The sequence below is a fragment of the Janthinobacterium sp. SUN176 genome (assembly GCF_030587335.1).
GTDB classification, from domain to species: Bacteria; Pseudomonadota; Gammaproteobacteria; order Burkholderiales; family Burkholderiaceae_D; genus Janthinobacterium; species Janthinobacterium kumbetense.
This window is the reverse complement of sequence record NZ_JAPWIA010000003.1, coordinates 324,126-341,614: the sequence shown is the minus strand read 5'-3', so window position 1 is coordinate 341,614 and position 17,489 is coordinate 324,126. Positions and strand designations below refer to the sequence as shown.

Annotated in this window: 12 protein-coding genes and 1 rRNA gene; 11 read left to right on the top strand and 2 right to left on the bottom strand. The window is 59.8% G+C overall.

The window, feature by feature from the left end; all coding sequences use genetic code 11:
- Nucleotides 1–113: ribosomal RNA gene (gene rrf / locus O3299_RS22785) — 5S ribosomal RNA — on the top strand.
- Nucleotides 114–242: 129 nt separating this feature from the next.
- On the opposite strand, the gene uraH is transcribed toward rrf, so the two are convergent.
- Entirely contained in the window at nt 243–596 is a 354-nt protein-coding gene (uraH, locus tag O3299_RS22780) for a hydroxyisourate hydrolase (RefSeq protein ID WP_070303439.1), read from the bottom strand.
- A 121-nt stretch (nt 597–717) separates the two neighbouring features.
- Between uraH and puuE the strand changes: the two genes are divergently transcribed.
- The 10 genes from puuE (at nt 718) to O3299_RS22730 (ending at nt 16,667) form a co-directional block, all read left to right on the top strand.
- Nucleotides 718–1,671, top strand: a complete 954-nt coding sequence (puuE, locus tag O3299_RS22775) for an allantoinase PuuE (RefSeq protein WP_305063271.1) — start codon at nt 718–720, stop codon at nt 1,669–1,671.
- 99 nt (nt 1,672–1,770) lie between these two features.
- Nucleotides 1,771–3,237: a xanthine dehydrogenase small subunit gene (xdhA, locus tag O3299_RS22770; RefSeq protein WP_305063270.1), complete on the top strand. Its 1,467-nt coding sequence runs from the start codon at nt 1,771–1,773 to the stop codon at nt 3,235–3,237.
- 10 nt (nt 3,238–3,247) lie between these two features.
- On the top strand, nt 3,248–5,593 hold the full coding sequence (xdhB, locus tag O3299_RS22765) for a xanthine dehydrogenase molybdopterin binding subunit (protein ID WP_305063269.1): 2,346 nt from the start codon (nt 3,248–3,250) through the stop codon (nt 5,591–5,593).
- 9 nt (nt 5,594–5,602) lie between these two features.
- Nucleotides 5,603–6,670, top strand: coding sequence for a xanthine dehydrogenase accessory protein XdhC (xdhC, locus tag O3299_RS22760; RefSeq protein WP_305063268.1), 1,068 nt, complete (start codon nt 5,603–5,605; stop codon nt 6,668–6,670).
- Between the two features lie 9 nt (nt 6,671–6,679).
- Nucleotides 6,680–7,996: a guanine deaminase gene (gene guaD / locus O3299_RS22755; RefSeq protein WP_289899781.1), complete on the top strand. Its 1,317-nt coding sequence runs from the start codon at nt 6,680–6,682 to the stop codon at nt 7,994–7,996.
- 43 nt (nt 7,997–8,039) lie between these two features.
- A complete protein-coding gene (locus O3299_RS22750) occupies nt 8,040–9,527 on the top strand; it encodes an adenosine deaminase (protein ID WP_305063267.1) in 1,488 nt (495 codons plus the stop codon).
- A gap of 531 nt (nt 9,528–10,058) precedes the next feature.
- Entirely contained in the window at nt 10,059–12,482 is a 2,424-nt protein-coding gene (locus tag O3299_RS22745; RefSeq protein WP_289899783.1) for a TonB-dependent receptor, read from the top strand.
- 212 nt (nt 12,483–12,694) lie between these two features.
- On the top strand, nt 12,695–14,347 hold the full coding sequence (locus O3299_RS22740; protein ID WP_305063266.1) for a bifunctional UDP-sugar hydrolase/5'-nucleotidase: 1,653 nt from the start codon (nt 12,695–12,697) through the stop codon (nt 14,345–14,347).
- A gap of 17 nt (nt 14,348–14,364) precedes the next feature.
- Nucleotides 14,365–15,594 (top strand): phospholipase D-like domain-containing protein, encoded by a 1,230-nt coding sequence (locus tag O3299_RS22735; protein WP_305063265.1) that lies wholly within the window; start codon nt 14,365–14,367, stop codon nt 15,592–15,594.
- Nucleotides 15,595–15,596: 2 nt separating this feature from the next.
- Nucleotides 15,597–16,667, top strand: coding sequence for a S1/P1 nuclease (locus O3299_RS22730; protein WP_305063264.1), 1,071 nt, complete (start codon nt 15,597–15,599; stop codon nt 16,665–16,667).
- 35 nt (nt 16,668–16,702) lie between these two features.
- Here the strand turns inward: O3299_RS22730 and O3299_RS22725 are convergent, their stop codons facing one another.
- Nucleotides 16,703–17,467, bottom strand: coding sequence for a DeoR/GlpR family DNA-binding transcription regulator (locus O3299_RS22725; protein ID WP_305063262.1), 765 nt, complete (start codon nt 17,465–17,467; stop codon nt 16,703–16,705).
- Between the last annotated feature and the right edge of the window lie 22 nt (nt 17,468–17,489).

Here is a 17,489-nt window from a genome sequence, read left to right as displayed (position 1 = left end):
CCTGATGACCATAGCAAGTTGGTCCCACCCCTTCCCATCCCGAACAGGACCGTGAAACAACTTTGCGCCGATGATAGTGCTGCAACCAGTGTGAAAGTAGGTTATCGTCAGGCTTGTTATTCGTAGTAGAAGAAAACCCGTCAAGCAATTGGCGGGTTTTTTTTCGTCTGGTGGTTTGGTTTTATCAGCAGACAGGCGTAAAAAAAGCAGCGCTGCGCGCTGCCTTTGTCATGTAACGTCGCTTAACTTCCGCGATAGGTCGAATACGACCACGGTGACACTACCAGCGGCACGTGGTAGTTCTCGTCCGTATGCGCAATGCCGAAGGCCAGGGTGACCAGATCGATGAAACGGGGCGAAGGCAGTTCCACTCCCTGGGCGGCGAAATAGTCGCCTGCGTTGAACACCAGTTCATATTGACCCGCTTTCATGCTCTCGCCTTCCAGTAATGGCGTGCTGCAGCGGCCATCGCTATTGGTCATATCCATCTTCAATAGCACTTTTCCTTCCGGCGCAACTGAAAACAGGGCCACCTTGACGCCGGCTCCCGGCCTGCCGTGGGCGATATCGAGTACATGCGTGCTGAGTTTTCCCATTTGCTATCCTGTATATAGGGTGAGTGAATGTGCTTATCGTGCAAATCATATACCGGTGACTGCGCCTGGCTATATGATTGGGCATATAGCCAACATTGTCCTCCTATAGGCGCGCCTCCGCATGAACAATTACGAAGATTATCCACGCGACTTGATCGGCTATGGCCGCACGCCCCCGCATCCGCAATGGCCGGGCAAGGCCCGCATCGCCCTGCAATTCGTCCTCAATTACGAGGAAGGGGCGGAGAACAGCGTGCTGCATGGCGATCCTGCCTCGGAAACCTTTTTATCGGAAATGATCGGTGCGGCCGCTTTTCCCGCGCGCCACCTGAGCATGGAGTCGATCTACGAATACGGCTCGCGTGCCGGACTGTGGCGCTTGCTGCGCATGTTCGAGGACCGGCGCCTGCCGCTGACCGTATTTGGCGTATCGATGGCCTTGAAACGCAATCCGGAGGCGGTGGCCGCGTTCCAGCAACTGGGGCATGAAATCGCCTGTCATGGCTTGCGCTGGATTTCCTACCAAAACATGGATGAAGCGACGGAGCGCGAACACATGCGTGAAGCCGTGCAGATCATCCGCGAATTGACGGGTTCCGCCCCGCAAGGCTGGTACACCGGGCGCGATTCGCCCAATACGCGCAAACTGGTGGTGGAGCATGGCGGTTTCCGCTACGACGCCGATTACTATGGCGACGATCTGCCATTCTGGGAGAAAGTGGCGTACACGGATGCCGCCGGCATGCCGGCCGTGCGGCCGCAACTGATCGTGCCTTACACCCTGGACACGAACGACATGCGTTTTGCCGCCATGCAAGGTTTTAATTCGGGCACGCAGTTTTTTGATTATCTGAAGGATGCCTTCGATGTGCTGTATGCGGAAGGCGATCCGAACGGCTTGAATCAGCCGAAGATGTTGTCGGTGGGCTTGCATTGCCGCCTGGTGGGACGTCCGGGACGGGCCGCGGCGCTGGCGCGCTTCCTCGACTATGTACAGGGCCATGAGCAGGTGTGGATCACGCGCCGCATCGATATCGCTGAGCACTGGCATACGACGCATCCCTATGCTGCTTGATGGGTATTGATATTGGATGATAAGTAAAATCAGTCTTTGCATATAGTTGTCCCATATGCCGGTGTTAATCTCCTATACTGGGACTATACCGAGGCCAGCATGTCAGAACCGATCCGCTTTTATTACCGTGGTGCCGTACAGGAAGTACGCAACGCCGCCCCTACGCAGACTGTGTTGCAGCACCTGCGCGAGGATTTGCATTGCACTGGCACCAAGGAAGGCTGCGCCGAAGGCGATTGCGGCGCCTGCACCGTCGTCATCGGCAGCCTGGTCAATGGCCAGGTCGAGATGAAGGCCGTCAACGCTTGCATTCAGCTCACGCCCACCCTCGATGGCAAGGCCCTGTTTTCCGTGGAAGACTTGCAGCAGCCGGATGGCGCCCTGCACCCGGTGCAGCAGGCGATGGTCGAGTGCCACGGATCCCAGTGCGGTTTTTGCACGCCCGGTTTTGTCATGTCCTTGTGGGGCATGTATCTGAAAAAAAACGGCGAGACGCCCACGCGCTGCGAAATCGACGACACCCTGTCGGGCAATCTGTGCCGCTGCACCGGTTACCGGCCCATCATCGATGCCGCCAGGCGCATGGGGGAATTGCCGCACGTCACGTTCGATCGCGATGCCTTGAGGGAGCAATTGCAGGCGCTGCAGCGCGGCAGCCTGCATACGTATGAACATGGCGGCCAGCACTTCCACGCGCCGCGCAGCATCGATGAATTGGTGGCGTTGCGCGCGGAAAAGCCGCAAGCCTGCCTGCTGGCCGGTTCCACCGACGTGGGCTTGTGGGTGACCAAGCAATTGCGCGACCTGGGCGAGATCATTTATCTGGGCCACGTGGCTGCGCTGAAAACCATCTCCGCGGACGACGGCAAGCTGCACATCGGCGCTGGCGCCAGCCTGAACGATGCTTACGGGGCGCTGTGCCAGCATTACCCGGAGGAATTGTCGGAACTGTGGCAGCGCTTTGCTTCCTTGCCGATTCGTAACGCGGGTACCCTGGGCGGCAATGTGGCCAATGGTTCTCCCATCGGCGACTCGATGCCGTGGCTGATTGCGCTGGGCAGCGACATCGTGCTGCGCGGCCCTGCCGGCCAGCGCATCATGCCGCTGGAAAACTTCTATCTGGGGTACCAAAAGAAAGATTTGCAGCCAGGCGAATTCGTCGAAGCCGTGCGCGTACCCTTGCCACGTGCCGACGTGCAATTTCGTACGTATAAACTGGCCAAGCGCTTCGACCAGGATATTTCGGCCGTGTGCGCCGCCTTCGCGTTCCAGCTCGATGGCGAACGTATCGTCGATGCGCGCATCGCCTTTGGCGGCATGGCGGCCACGCCGCAGCGCGCCGCGCAAACGGAAGCATTTTTGCGTGGACAGGCGTGGACGGAAGACAACCTGGTCATCGCCATGCGCTTGCTGGCCGACGATTACGCGCCTCTGTCCGACATGCGCGCGTCGACTACCTACCGCATGACGACGGCGCAAAACCTGCTGCGCCGCTTCTGGCTGGAAACACGTCCCGCTGCGCCCTTGTTGCGCACGGCCGTCAACGCCTACGCTTGCCGCGCCTGAAAGGACCAGCATGAACCATCCTGCCACGCCCGAACTGCAAGCGGCCGCCTGGGCCGCCGTGGGCAAGCCCAGCCCGCATGAATCGGCGCAATTGCATGTGCTGGGACAAGCCACGTACACGGACGACATCGCCGAACTGCAGGGTACCTTGCATGCGGCGCTGGGCCTGTCGCAAAAGCCGCACGCGCGCATTACGGCCATGGATTTGTCGGCCGTGCGCGCCGCTGGCGGTGTCGTTGCCGTCTATACGGCGCAGGACATTCCCGGCACGAATGATTGCGGTCCCATTATCCACGATGATCCCATCCTGGCTTTTGATCTGGTGCAATACGTGGGCCAGCCCATCTTCATCGTTGTGGCCGATACGCATGACCATGCGCGCCGCGCCGCCCGCCTGGCGCAAGTGTCATATGAGGAATTGCCCGCGATCATGACGCCGCAAGCGGCCAAGGCCGCGCAATCGTACGTGCTGCCGCCGATGCAGCTGACGCGCGGCAACTACCAGGTCGCGTTCGAAGGCGCGCCGCATGTGGTCAAGGGCCAGCTGTATGTGGGTGGCCAGGAACAGTTTTATCTGGAAGGACAGATTTCCTACGCCATCCCGAAGGAAGCGCAGGGCATGCTGGTGCTGTGTTCGACCCAGCATCCGAGCGAGATGCAGCACGTGGTGGCGCATGCGCTGGGCGTGCATTCGCACAACATCACGGTCGAGTGCCGGCGCATGGGCGGCGGCTTCGGCGGCAAGGAATCGCAATCGGCCCTGTGGGCGGCGGCGTCATCGATTGCGGCGGCCAAACTGAAGCGTCCCGTGAAATTGCGCGCCGACCGCGACGACGACATGTTGGTGACGGGCAAGCGCCACTGTTTTTACTATGAGTACGAAGTGGGCTACGACGACGAAGGCCGCATCCTTGCCGCCAAGGTCGACATGACCACGCGCGCCGGCTATTCGGCCGACTTGTCCGGCCCCGTCGCCACGCGCGCCGTCTGTCACTTCGACAACACATATTACCTGTCCGACGTGGATATCCGTGCCGCCTGCGGCAAGACGAATACCCAGTCGAACACGGCTTTCCGGGGCTTTGGCGGGCCGCAGGGCGCCATTGCCATCGAGTACGTCATCGATGAAATCGCCCGCCACTTGCAACGCGATGCGCTCGATATCCGCCTGCTCAATTTCTATGGCCGCAACGATGCCGAGGGACGCAACATCACGCCCTACGGGCAGAAGATCGTCGACAACGTGATCCATGAACTCGTTGCCGAACTGGAAGAGAGCAGCGATTACCGGGCGCGCCGCCGCGCCATTGACGCCTTCAACGAGGCCAGTCCAGTCCTGAAGAAGGGCCTGGCCTTCACGCCCTTGAAATTCGGCATCGCCTTCAACGTCACGCATCTGAACCAGGCCGGCGCCCTCGTGCACGTGTACGTGGATGGCTCCGTGCTGGTCAACCATGGCGGCACGGAAATGGGGCAGGGCATCAATACCAAGGTCATGCAGGTGGTGGCGCACGAGTTGGGCCTGGACCTGGACCGCGTGCGGGCCACGGCCACCGATACCAGCAAGGTGGCGAACACGTCGGCCACGGCGGCGTCCACCGGCGCCGACTTGAACGGCAAGGCGGCGCAGGATGCGGCGCGCCAGATCCGTGAACGCCTGGCCGATTATGCGGTCAAACTGTACGGCGGCGACGTTGCTGCTGTGCGCTTCTTTGACAACCATATCCACGTGCATGGCCATGTCGTCGCGTTTGCCGAACTGGTACAGAAGGCGTATCTGGCCCGCGTACAACTGTGGTCGGACGGTTTCTATGCCACACCCGGCTTGTCGTGGGATGCGAAGACGATGACGGGCCATCCGTTTTCGTATTACGCGTATGGCGCGGCTGTGGCCGAAGTGGTGGTCGATACCCTGACGGGCGAATGGAAATTGCTGCGTGCGGACGCCTTGTACGATGCGGGCCAGTCATTGAATCCCGCGATTGATCTGGGTCAAGTGGAGGGGGCATTTATCCAGGGCATGGGTTGGCTGACGACGGAACAGCTGTGGTGGAATGCGGCGGGTAAGTTGATGACGCACGCGCCATCGACGTACAAAATTCCTGGCATTTCCGATTGTCCGGAAGATTTCCGTGTGAAACTGTTTCAGAATCGCAATGTGGAAGACAGCATCCACCGTTCCAAGGCCGTGGGCGAACCGCCGCTGCTGTTGCCGTTTTCCGTGTTCTTCGCCATCCGCGACGCCATTTCCAGCGTGGGCCATCACGCCGTGCAGCCACCGCTGAATGCCCCCGCCACCAGCGAGGAAATCCTCAAGGCGGTCATGGCCGTGCAAGCGGCGCATGCCGGTGCCTAGGAGTACAGCATGAGCGACTGGCTGACAGCGATGGAGAACGACACGCAGGCATCCGTGCTGGTGACGGTTGCCCTGGTGGAAGGTTCCGGACCGCGCGAGGCGGGGGCGAAGATGCGCGTGACCCTCGATGGCCAGGTGGACACCATCGGTGGCGGCCACCTGGAATTGCGCGCCGTGGAAATCGCCAAGACCATGCTGGCAACGGGCGAGACCCATGCGCGGCTCGAGCGTTTTGCACTGGGCCCCAGCCTGGGACAATGCTGCGGCGGCGTCGTCCACCTGGCATTCGAATATGTCGATGCCAGCCTGAAAGAATTGCTGGCCGCCTTGCGCGAACGTCGCCAGCAAGACAGCTGGCGTTTGACGGCGCTCGACGGTGTAGCCGCGTCGGCGCTGTTCGATGCTGCCGGTCACCTGATCGCCGGCACAGGCGCACAGGCGCCCGACACGTTTTCGCGCGAACGCAGTACCCATGTCGCCCAGGATGGCAAGGGCCGGCGCTGGCTGGTCGATCCCTGCCTGGCACCACGCGCCCATTTGACCTTGTTTGGCGCCGGCCATGTGGGCGCCGCCATCGTGCGCGCGCTGGCCCACTTGCCTTGCAATATCACCTGGGTGGATGAACGGGAAGACATGTTTCCCGTGCAACTACCGGATAATGTGCGCATCGCCGCGACCGATACGCCCGAGGAATTTGTCGCCATGGCGCCGCCGGGCGGCAGTTTTCTCGTCATGACGCATAGCCATGCGCTCGATCAGCGCTTGACGCAAGCCATCATGGAGCGCGAGGATGCGGGCTGGTTCGGCTTGATCGGTTCGCACACGAAACGCAAGCAGTTCGAGCACCGCCTGCAGGCGCGCGGCGTGCCCGACGCGCGCATTGCCGCCATGGTATGTCCGATCGGCATGCCCGGTATTCGCAACAAGGCGCCGGCCGTGATTGCCGCGTCCGTTGCCTGTCAACTACTCATGGTGTGGGAGGAAGCGGCCGCGGCCGCCCTGGCCGCACCGCTGCGGCTGGCCTCTGCCAGCGCGCCACCGCGACGCGAGAAACGCGCCGCCATTCACCCGTTATAGAAAGAAGTCATGCCGATTGTTCCTGCTACATTGCAAGCTTACCGTGCCAGCTTGCTGCACTTCCACGCAGATCCCGCCTTTAGCGAGGAGGCGCACGCCTGGCATGCGGATGGCTTGCTGATCGTGGCCGATGGCAAGGTCGTGGCCGCCGGCGATTATGCGCAGCTGCAAGCGACTTTGCCGCCCGGCACCGAGATCGTCGATTACCGCGGCAAGCTGATCGTGCCGGGTTTCATCGATACCCATCTGCACTTCCCGCAGACGGAAATGATCGCCTCGCCCGCTCCCGGTTTGCTGCCGTGGCTGGAAACGTATACTTTCCCCACCGAACGCGCGTTTGAGAATCCTCAACATGCGCGCGATGTGGCCGAGTTTTTCCTCGATGAACTGCTGCGCTGCGGCACCACGACGGCCATGGTGTATGGCAGCGTGCATCCGCAATCGGTCGATGCCTTCTTTGGCGCCAGCGAGGCGCGCGGCTTGCGCATGGTGGCGGGCAAGGTCATGATGGACCGCAATTGCCCCGAGTTTCTGCGCGACACGGCCGAGTCGGGTGCGCGCGAAAGCGAAGAACTGATCCAGCGCTGGCACAAGCACGGCCGTTCGTTGTACGCGATCACGCCCCGTTTCGTGCCGACCTCGACAAATGAACAGATGCACCTGGCGGGTGAGCTGGCGCGCGCCTATCCGGATACGTATTTGCAGACGCACGTGTCGGAAAACGCGGATGAATGCCGCTGGGTGCGCGAATTGCATCCGCAGGCGCGCAGCTATCTCGATGTGTATGACCAGTACGGCATGCTGCGTCCGCGCGCCATGTTTGGCCATTGCATCTGGCTCGACGAGCGTGACCGCGCGCGCATGGCGGAGACGTCGTCGGCGGCCGCCATTTGTCCTACATCAAACCTGTTCTTGGGCAGCGGCCTGTTTGATTTCGAGCGGGCCGATGCGGCGCGGGTGCTGCTGTCGCTGGCCACCGACGTGGGGGGCGGCACCTCGTTCTCGATGTTGCAAACAATGAACGAAGCCTATAAAGTAGCACGCTTGAAAGGCAGCTATCTGCCCGCCTTGCGCATGTTTTATCTGGCGACCTTGGGCGCTGCACGGGCCATGCAACTGGAAGGCACCCTGGGCAATTTCGCGGCAGGCACGGAAGCGGATTTTATTGTGCTCGACAAGCAATCGACGCCGCTGCTCGAGCGCCGCACTGCCGGCTGTCAAAGCCTGGAGGAATTGCTGTTTGCCTTTGCGCTGCTGGGCGACGACCGCGCTGTGGCCGCCACCTATTCAGGCGGCCGATGCGTGCATGTGCGAGGGCAGGGCTGACCTACCCGTTGTTCCATACGAATTATCCTGAGCGAGAACGCGAATGCACAAGAAACTCACTGGCCTGGCGCTTGGCGCCGCGCTGGCCTTGACCGGCACGGCGCAGGCCGCCCCGTCTTCCAATGAAGCGGCTACCGCGCGCCATTTTGCCGCCCTGGTTGCCGGTGCGCAGCCGAAGACAGCCGAGTTGAGCCTGTTCTTTTCCATGATGCCCAAGGGCGGTGACTTGCATCACCATTACTCGGGCGCCATTTACGCCGAGCAATTCCTCGACTGGGTCGACAAGGAAAACTATTGCGTCAACAAGACGACCTACCGCATCGAAAGCAACAAGGACGTCGTGGCGGCCGAGCGCGCCAAGCCGGCCGCGCAGCGCGCCTGCCTGTCGTCCACGGAAGTGTTTGCCGATGCGGGCCTGTATGCGGAATTGCTGCAGCGCTGGTCGACCAAGGATTTCTATAATCACGGCGCCATCCAGACGCCGCCGGACCGTACCTTCTTCGATACCTTTGGCTATTTCGGCCCCGTGGCATCCACGAACACGGCCGATGGCCTGAAAACCCTGAAGCAGCGCGCCATCGCGGAAAACCTCAGCTACATCGAAACGATTTTCGAGCTGTCGCCATTCGTGCAAAACGCGCAGTTCGACCAGCAAGTGCTGGCGCCGGGCTTGCAGCCGGCCGCGCTGCAAGCGCTGCTGGCCAACTGGACAGGCAGCCTGGAGCAGGATGCCGGCTTCCAGAAAAGCATCACCGCCTACAACGACAACGTCAACGCCAGCAGCGCTGGCATCGACGACGCGCACTTCACCATGCGTTACCAGGCGTATGTGCTGCGTTTCCTGTCGCCATCGCAAGTTTTTTCCTCGATGGTGGCCGCGTTCAAGGCAGCGAGCCTGAATCCCTTGCTGGTGGGCGTGAACATCGTGGGCCAGGAAAGCGTGAACGTGTCGATGCGCGATTACAGCCTGCACATGGAAATGTTCAAGTTCCTCAAGGCAAAATATCCGAACGTCAAGATCGCCCTGCACGCCGGTGAGCTGGCGCTGGGCATGGTGCCGCCGGAAGGCATGGCTTTCCACATCGCCGAAGCCGTCGATGTGGCGGGCGCCGACCGTATCGGTCACGGCATGGATATCGCCTACGAGCACAATGCGCTGGCGACCATGCAAAAAATGCGCGAACGGGGCATACCCGTGGAAGTGAACCTGACCAGCAACGATTACATTCTCGGCATCAAGGGCCAGGCCCATCCGATCACCCTGTACCGCAAATATGGCGTGCCCTTCGTCATCTCCACGGATGACGCGGGCGTCTCCCGCAATACCCTGTCGAATGAGTACGTGCTGTTTGCCAGCCAGTACAAGACCGATTATGCGGAAGTCAAAAAGCTGTCGTATAACAGCTTGCGGTACTCGTTCCTGGCGGAAGCGGACAAGCAACGTTTGCTGAAAGCACTCGATGCCCGTTTCGCCCGGTTTGAAGCCTTGATCGCAAATAGTGATCGTAAAGCAACTGTTGTAAAACCATAAAAGTATTTCACCTCTCCTGCCTGCCACGCGACCGCAACTAGCGGTCGCGTAACCTCCGCTTCTTCATAGTTACAAAACCCTCTTTTTAGCCTTTTTGTTGTGCCTTTACGACACAAAATGACGCGCTGGTAGTGCTTTCTTGCAATTATTTTCTGAAACAATTTCCAAGTCTTGCCGCTCATCTATAATTTCGCCCCGATGAGGTGAGCTTGCTCGGTTGATACAAAAAATGCGGCTTCCAGCGGTGATTTATATTTTTTATATATAAATCATTAAAAAAAAACGTATTTGTCAGCCTACAGACCTTAATGCATAGTTGGACGGCGAAGAATTGAATAAGTCATTTTTGATATCGCTTTTGTGACAATTCAGGATGTCTAGCGGCTCCTGTCACATTGCGGTCATATCCGTGTAACGGATTTGAAATATTCGATCTTTATACTGCCGTGTCTAGTTGGATAGTTTCCGTGTTTCACCACAATATAAGCAAGTCAAAATCTTGTAAGTTACAACACACTCTAGGGGGTTCAAATGCAGTTCATTCAACAACCAAAATTGCGACTAAGTATGATCGCAGTGGCATGCCAGCTGGCTTGCTTCGGCATCTCCACTGCACATGCGCAAAGTGCTGAAGGCACGGTATCGCCATCGACGGTGACCGTTACCGGGAAAAAAGTTGGTATGGGCTTGATGGTGCAGGAAGATGCGCCAAAGGCACGCAGTACCGTGACGGCCGAGGAGTTGGCAAAACAGCGTCCAACCGGCAATGCATACGATGCCCTGACTCTGTTGCCATCGGTGAACACCTATGGCTACGATGCGACTGGTCTGTTTGGTGGCGGCTTGGCCATGCGCGGTTTCAACAGCGATCAGATCGGCGCGACGGTGAATGGCGTGCCAGTGAATGACTCCGGTAACTTCGCTGTATTTCCACAAGAATATGTAGACCAGGAAAACACCTGCTCGCAATTTGTGACCCAAGGCTCGACCGACGTTGATTCTCCACAAGTGGGTGCAACTGGCGGTAACTTTGGTATTACTACCTGCGATCCAGAAGATAAATTCCGTGTACGCGTCATGCAAACCCTGGGCCAGTTGAATCTGGCAAAGTCGTATGTGCGTGTCGATACCGGCCGTTTTGCCAATGACAAAGCGAAGGCATTCATGTCGGTGTCGAATGCGCAAGCGGATAAATGGAAAGGCAAGGGCAAAGCCGATCGTACTCACGTTGACGTTGGCTTCAATTACGACTGGAACCGTTTCAATTACATTCACGCTTCTATCGGTTATAACCGCGCGATTAATAACAACTTCCGCTCGCTTACGCTGAAAGAGCTGGCCACCGAAGGTTACGACGCTGATTACAGCTCCACTTATGCTGGCCAGGCTGCACTCAGCCCAGGCAAGGCAAGCGCTGCCGGTCCACAGGCAGGCACCGGCCAGCCAGCCGCTTACTACAAGCTGGCCCTGAACCCATTCGAGAACGTCATCGCGTCGGCGATCGGTAAATTCCGTCTGGCCGAAGATCTGGATCTGAAAGTCGTGCCTTACTACTGGTATGGTTTCGGCACCGGCGGCGTGCAGCAAAATACGCTGAAAGAAGCCGGCGGCTTCCTCAATCCTGTCACCGGCAAGATCGCCGCCAGCAAGGATGTGAACGGCGACGGCGACAGCCTCGACACCGTATCGATCTATCGCGGCAGTCTGACCCGTACTCATCGTCCTGGCGTCACGACTTCGATCACGTATAACGTGGGCGACCACCAGATTCTGGGTGGCATCTGGTACGAGCGTGCGAATCACCGTCAAACGGCACCTGGCCAACTGGTCAACGCAGATGGCTCCGCACCGGATATCTGGCTGCGCAACAACCTGATTACCCGTCCGGACGGCACCTTGTATCAAAACCGCGATTGGGAGACGATCAGCACGGCTTACCAGGCGTTCTTGCAAGATACCATCACGTTGATGGACAACAAGCTGAACCTTAACATCGGTGTGCGCGCTCCATACATCAAGCGTGATTTCACCAATAACGCCAGCGAAGGCAGCAATTCGCAAACCACGTACAACGTGTCGAAGACGTACTCGGATGTGTTGCCACAATTGGGCGCGCGTTACCGTGTTACCAACGACGACCAGATCTTTGCCAGCCTGGCGAAGAACATGCGTGCGCCGAACAACTTCGTGCTGGCACCGAACAATCCGCCGTACGTGACTGTGACGAATGGTGTTGCCACCATCGTCAAGGACGTCAAGCCTGAAGTGTCGTGGAGCCTGGACGTTGGCTACCGTCATCAAACCAAGGATATTTCGACCTCGCTGACCGCTTTCTACACGGACTTCAAAGATCGCCAGGCAACCGCAATCGATCCAAACACACTGACCAGCCTGACGACCAACGTAGGCAAAGTGCGTAACAAAGGTATTGAGCTGGAAGTCGGCAACACGCCGATCAACGGCTGGTCGGTTTATGGTTCGCTCGGCTACCTGAAGACCAAGATGGAAGATGATCTGGCCGTGGTCGCCAAAACCGTCAATGGCAAAACCATTGTTGGTTATGCACCAACCGCTGGCAAGAATTTCTCCCTGTCGCCTAAGCTGAAAGCCGGCTTGAGCGCCTCTTATGAAACCAACGCCTGGTATGTTCGCGTAAAAGCCCGTTACACCGCCTCGCAATACGCTACGCTGGTGAACGACGAGGAAGTGCCAGCGTACACCCTGGTTGACCTGGATGCGGCATATCAGTTGCCAACTTTCGGCATGTTCAAGAATCCTAAGCTGACCCTGAACGTATCGAATTTGTTGAACCGCGAGTACCGCAACCCAAGTTCCGGTACGGGTATTGGCGCCAATGATATCGTTACGGCTGCCGGTACGTTCGCAGGTCGCGCACCAACCTACTACATGGGTGCACCGCGCTTCGCGTCGGTCACCTTGCGCGTCGACTTCTAAGCATGGCTGTCAACTCCGCGCTGCCCGTTAAGGCGGCGTCGAGTTGTATCAACCAGGCTGAGATAGCAAGAGTACAGGCCTTCGGGCCTGTTTTTTTTTATGGGTAAGGATCTTTCACCGTCTTTGCCATTGGCGCCGCCCCGTCCAGGAGTCTCCGCATGATCCCATCCCTTTCCCTCCACCGGCCTTCATCGAGGTTGCCACGTCTGCTCATGCTTGCCCTGTTGATGACCGGTTGCGCCACGCATCCTGCGGTGCCCGTCGATATCAACCTGGTCGCCCTGAACGATTTTCACGGCAATCTCGACCGCAGCAAATTTACCTACACGAGCGTTGCCGATGCCGAGCGCAAGACGGTGCAGGCCGGTGGCATCGATACCTTGTCCGGCGCATTGACGGCGTGGCGGCGCGAAGACGCGCAGCTGATTTTTGTCGGCAATGGCGACCTGGTCGGCGCCAGCCCCGCCATGTCGGCCCTGTGGGCGGACGAGCCGAGCATCGTTGCCATGAACATGCTGGGCATGAAGGCCAGTTCGGTTGGCAACCATGAATTTGACCAGGGCAAGGCGGAATTGCTGCGCCAGCAGCGCGGCGGCTGCGACTCGTCGCGCGCCGACAAGGCGTGCAAGTTCACGCCCGACTTCAAGGGCGCCAGCTATACCTATATGGCGGCCAATGTCATCGACACGCAGACGGGCAAGTCCTTGCTGCCCGCCTACCGCATCGAAGAGGCGCATGGCGTCAAGGTGGGCTTCATCGGCGCCGTGCTGAAAGATACGCCGTCCGTGGTGACGGCCGCCGGCATTTCCGGTTTGCAATTCGGTGATGAAGCGGATGCCATCAACGCCACCTTGCCGCAACTGCGCGCGCAGGGCGTGGGCGTGTTCGTCGTGCTGCTGCACCAGGGCGGCGAGACCAAGGAAGCCGTCGACCAGCCCGATTGCAGCCAGCTGAAGGGCGAAGTGGTGGATGTGGTGAAACGTCTCGATCCGGCGATTCAGTTGGTCATCAGCGGCCATTCGCACCAGGGTTATCTGTGCCGTGTAGATGGCCGCCTGGTGACGCAAGCGCAGATGGGCGGACACATGTTGACGCGCATCAAGCTCAAGGTCGATCCCGTCAAGAATGCGCTGATCGATGCCAGTGCGCAAAACGTGGTCATGCTGCCAGGCATGTATGAGCCGGACCCGGCCGTGGCAGCCTACCTGGAATCGGTGAAGCAGCGCAGCGCGGCCGAATTGTCGCGTCCCGTGGCCGCCATCGCCGTGCCCACCGTGGGCCGCAGCACCAAGGGCGGCGGCGCTTCCCCGCTGGGCGACCTGGTGGCCGACAGCACTCTGTTCGGCGCGCGCGCAGCCGGCGCGCAAATTGGCCTGATGAACAATGGCGGCATCCGCAAGGACCTGGAAGCGGGCGCCGACCTGATGACGAACGTGGGCCAGAACCAGGCCGTGGTGCCGTTTGGCAATACCCTGATCGTCGTGAGTCTTTCCGGCGCGCAAATCCGTACCTTGCTCGAGCAGCAATGGCCGGGCGAAGAGGCCGGCGAGGGCAATCTGCTGCAAGTGTCCCAAGGTTTTAGCTACCGTTGGGATAGCACGCGGCCGCAAGGCCGGCGCGTGCTGCCTGGCAGCATCATGCTGAATGGCATTTCTCTTGAAGACAATCAACAATACCGAGTCGCCGCCAACAGTTTCCTGGCCGGTGGCGGCGACCGCTTCACCGTGCTGGCGGCCGGCACGCGCCGCCTAGACACGGGCGTGCGCGATATCGATGCCTTCAGCAATTACCTGATCGACCGCGCGCGCGCCGGCAAGCCGACTGGTAGCGCTACGGCGGCCGGCCGCATCGTGCGCGTCAAATAACATTACAAGGAATAACCATGCGTCGTTTATTTGTTTCTGTCGTTCTCTCCAGTCTGTTCGCGGGCACGGCCCACGCCGATTTCACGATTCCCGGCTTTGAGCTGGTACACACCTCGCCCGTGGAAACGAGCTTGACGAATCCCGACCTGCGCGAGCCCGTTACCGTATGGAGCGAGCTGTTTGATTCGGCCAAGAAAGAAATCGTCATCGCCCAGTTCTATGCCGTCAGCAAGCCGGGCACGGCCTTTGAAAAAGTGCTGGCGAGCTTGACGGCCGCGGGCCAGCGCGGCGTGAAAATCCGCTTCCTGCTGGACCAGAAGGGCGTGGGCCTGTCGGAAGCGGCGACCATCGACCGGATCAAGGCGATACCCAACCTTGATCTGCGCCTCATCGACTTCAATAAAATCACGGGCAATGGCATCGTGCACGCGAAATACCTGGCCGTCGATGGCCAGGTGGCATACATCGGCAGCCAGAATTTCGACTGGCGCTCGTTCGAGCACATCCATGAGACGGGCTTGAAGATCACGGAGCCGGCCATGGTGAGCCAGGTGCAAGCGATTTTCGAGCAGGATTGGCAAGCCCAGGCATTGACCTCGCAAGGCAGCCGCGCCACGGTGCTCAACAGCAAGATCGTGCCTGCCAACTACGCGCAAAACGCCTTCCTGCTGGCCAGCCCGAATGCCTACAACCCGGCCGGCGTGGGTGACTCGGAAACGGGCTTGCCCGCCTTGCTGGCGGAAGCGAAAAGCGAAGTGCGCATCCAGCTGCTCGACTATGCCCCCCTGTCCTACGGCCCGAACCGCACGCGGCCGTATTACGCCGTGATCGACAATGCCGTGCGCGCGGCCGCCCAACGCGGTGTGAAAATCAAGCTGATGGTGTCCGCCTGGAATACGGAAGCACCTGCCATTTCTTACCTGAAAAGCCTGGCCCTGGTGCCGAACGTGGAAATCCGCATCGTGACGATACCCACGGCATCGACGGGTTTCATCCCGTTCGCGCGCGTGATCCACAGCAAGACCATGAGCATCGACGGCAAGCTGGCCTGGGTCGGCACGAGCAACTGGGCGGGCGGTTATTTCGACCTGTCGCGCAACCTGGAAGTGGTGTTGCGCAACGATGCCATGGCGCAGCGTATTGCCGCGCTGCATGAGCAGACGTGGAGCTCGGCGTATGCGCAGCCCATCGATATCAACAAGCAATATCCGAAGCCGGCCAAGGCTGCGCCGCAAGGCAAGGAGTGAACATGAAAAAACTGTTGACGGTGCTGGCGCTGGGCGCGGTTTTCTCCTCCGGCAATGTGCTGGCCTGGGGCAACGACGGCCACCGCGCCGTGGGCGCCATCGCCGATCAGTTGCTCAAGGGTAGCGCGGCGCAGGCGCGGCTGGAGAAATTGCTGTTGCGGGGCGAAAGCCTGGAAAAGATCGCCAACTGGCCCGATTGCGTGAAGGGCACGTATTGCGGTCCGCAATCGCCCGAAATGTTGACCTATGTCGCGGCGAATCCCAAGCATGGCGAATACCATTACACGAACGTGCCTTTTCAAAACGCGCATTACCACGACCATGGCGTGGGCACGGCCGACAACGATATCGTGCAGACGCTCAAGCAGGCGATCCTGGTGTTGCAAGGCAAGGATGATGCGGCCAGCAATCCGCACGGCTTCAGCCAGCGCGAAGCTTTGATTTTGATCACGCACCTGGTGGGTGATATCCACCAGCCATTGCATGTGGGCAATGCGTTTGTCGGCAAGGATGGCCAGTTTTTCGTGCCCGCCACGCAGGCGCAGATTGACGATGTCACCATTTTCAATGCGCGCGGCGGCAACGACTTGCTGCTCGACGATGCGAAGATGACGGCGCTATCGGATGCCGTGATTCCCGCGCCGCTGCCGGCTGAGGATGGCGCGGCCAAGCCCTCCAGCGCGTATCCGAAGTCGCCCACCAAGCCCCTGCATTCATATTGGGACACGACCGTCGTCGATTACGCCATGCGCCGCCTGAGCACGCGCACGCCGCAGCAGTTCGCGCGCACCGTGATCGCCAGCGCGCCTGTGGTCAGGGCCAATAGCGGCGACCCCGCCACCTGGCCCTATCAATGGGCCGATGCCTCGCTGGCGGCGTCAAAGATTGCCTTCACGGACGTGGTGGCCGGCCCGGCCACGCAGCAGACCAGCCGCAAGGGCGATGTCTACAACGTGTGGAACTTGAACGTGCCGGACAATTATCCCGTGCCCAGCTCGGCGCTGGCGAAGCAGCAGCTGATCGAGGCGGGCTATCGTCTGGCCGCCGTGCTGCAGGCGATCTGGCCGCAGTAAAGTGTCATGCGAAAGCGGCCTGAAGGCCGCTTTTTTCATGCCAGGGTGATGCTGATCCCCATCTCGCGGTAGGGCGCGACCAGGGCGTCTTCCACGTCGCGGTGCACGATGATGTCGTTGACCTGGCTCAAGGGGAGGATTTGAAACGGCGAGGCCGTATTGAACTTTTCCGGTGAAGCCAGCACGACAGTGCGGCTGGACGCTTCGCTCAGCGCGCGTTTCACGCACGCTTCTTCATGGTCCCCCGTAGTGATGCCCGCTTGCGGATGCAGGCTGGACACACCCATGAAGTACAGGTCGGCGCGGATGCGGCCGATGGCTTCCACGGTGGCCGCGCCGACACCCACGATCGAGTGCTTGTACAGGCGCCCGCCCAGCATCAGCACCTCGACGCCGGGGTGATTCACCAGTTCGACGGCAATCGAAGGGCTGTGCGTGACGATGGTGGCGCGCAATTCCCGCGGCAGCTGGCGCGCCAGTTGCACGGCAGTCGTGCCGCCATCGAGAAACACCACTTGTCCCGTTTGTATCATGGCGCCCGCTGCGCGGCCGATGGCGGGCTTGGCTTCCAGCGAAAGCTGTTCGCGCCCGGCAAACGGCGCCAGCGCGGGCGAACGGGGCAGCAAGGGCAGGGCGCCGCCGTGCACGCGCTCCAATAAACCCTCTTTCGCCAGTTCGCGCAGGTCGCGGCGTATCGTGTCTTCCGACAAGCCCAGGCTATCGCTGACGGCCTTGGCGACGATCTGGCCTTCGCGCTGGAGCAAGTCCAGCAGGTATTGTTTGCGTTGATGTGTCAGCATGATTTTTCTTGTATTTTCTTGA

Excerpts from the sequence above, each read along its gene's own strand:
- uraH (WP_070303439.1), bottom strand. The coding sequence starts at position 596 with ATGGGAAAACTCAGCACGCATGTACTCGATATCGCCCACGGCAGGCCG.
- puuE (WP_305063271.1), top strand. The coding sequence starts at position 718 with ATGAACAATTACGAAGATTATCCACGCGACTTGATCGGCTATGGCCGC.
- xdhA (WP_305063270.1), top strand. The coding sequence starts at position 1,771 with ATGTCAGAACCGATCCGCTTTTATTACCGTGGTGCCGTACAGGAAGTA.
- xdhB (WP_305063269.1), top strand. The coding sequence starts at position 3,248 with ATGAACCATCCTGCCACGCCCGAACTGCAAGCGGCCGCCTGGGCCGCC.
- xdhC (WP_305063268.1), top strand. The coding sequence starts at position 5,603 with ATGAGCGACTGGCTGACAGCGATGGAGAACGACACGCAGGCATCCGTG.
- guaD (WP_289899781.1), top strand. The coding sequence starts at position 6,680 with ATGCCGATTGTTCCTGCTACATTGCAAGCTTACCGTGCCAGCTTGCTG.
- O3299_RS22750 (WP_305063267.1), top strand. The coding sequence starts at position 8,040 with ATGCACAAGAAACTCACTGGCCTGGCGCTTGGCGCCGCGCTGGCCTTG.
- O3299_RS22745 (WP_289899783.1), top strand. The coding sequence starts at position 10,059 with ATGCAGTTCATTCAACAACCAAAATTGCGACTAAGTATGATCGCAGTG.
- O3299_RS22740 (WP_305063266.1), top strand. The coding sequence starts at position 12,695 with ATGCTTGCCCTGTTGATGACCGGTTGCGCCACGCATCCTGCGGTGCCC.
- O3299_RS22735 (WP_305063265.1), top strand. The coding sequence starts at position 14,365 with ATGCGTCGTTTATTTGTTTCTGTCGTTCTCTCCAGTCTGTTCGCGGGC.
- O3299_RS22730 (WP_305063264.1), top strand. The coding sequence starts at position 15,597 with ATGAAAAAACTGTTGACGGTGCTGGCGCTGGGCGCGGTTTTCTCCTCC.
- O3299_RS22725 (WP_305063262.1), bottom strand. The coding sequence starts at position 17,467 with ATGCTGACACATCAACGCAAACAATACCTGCTGGACTTGCTCCAGCGC.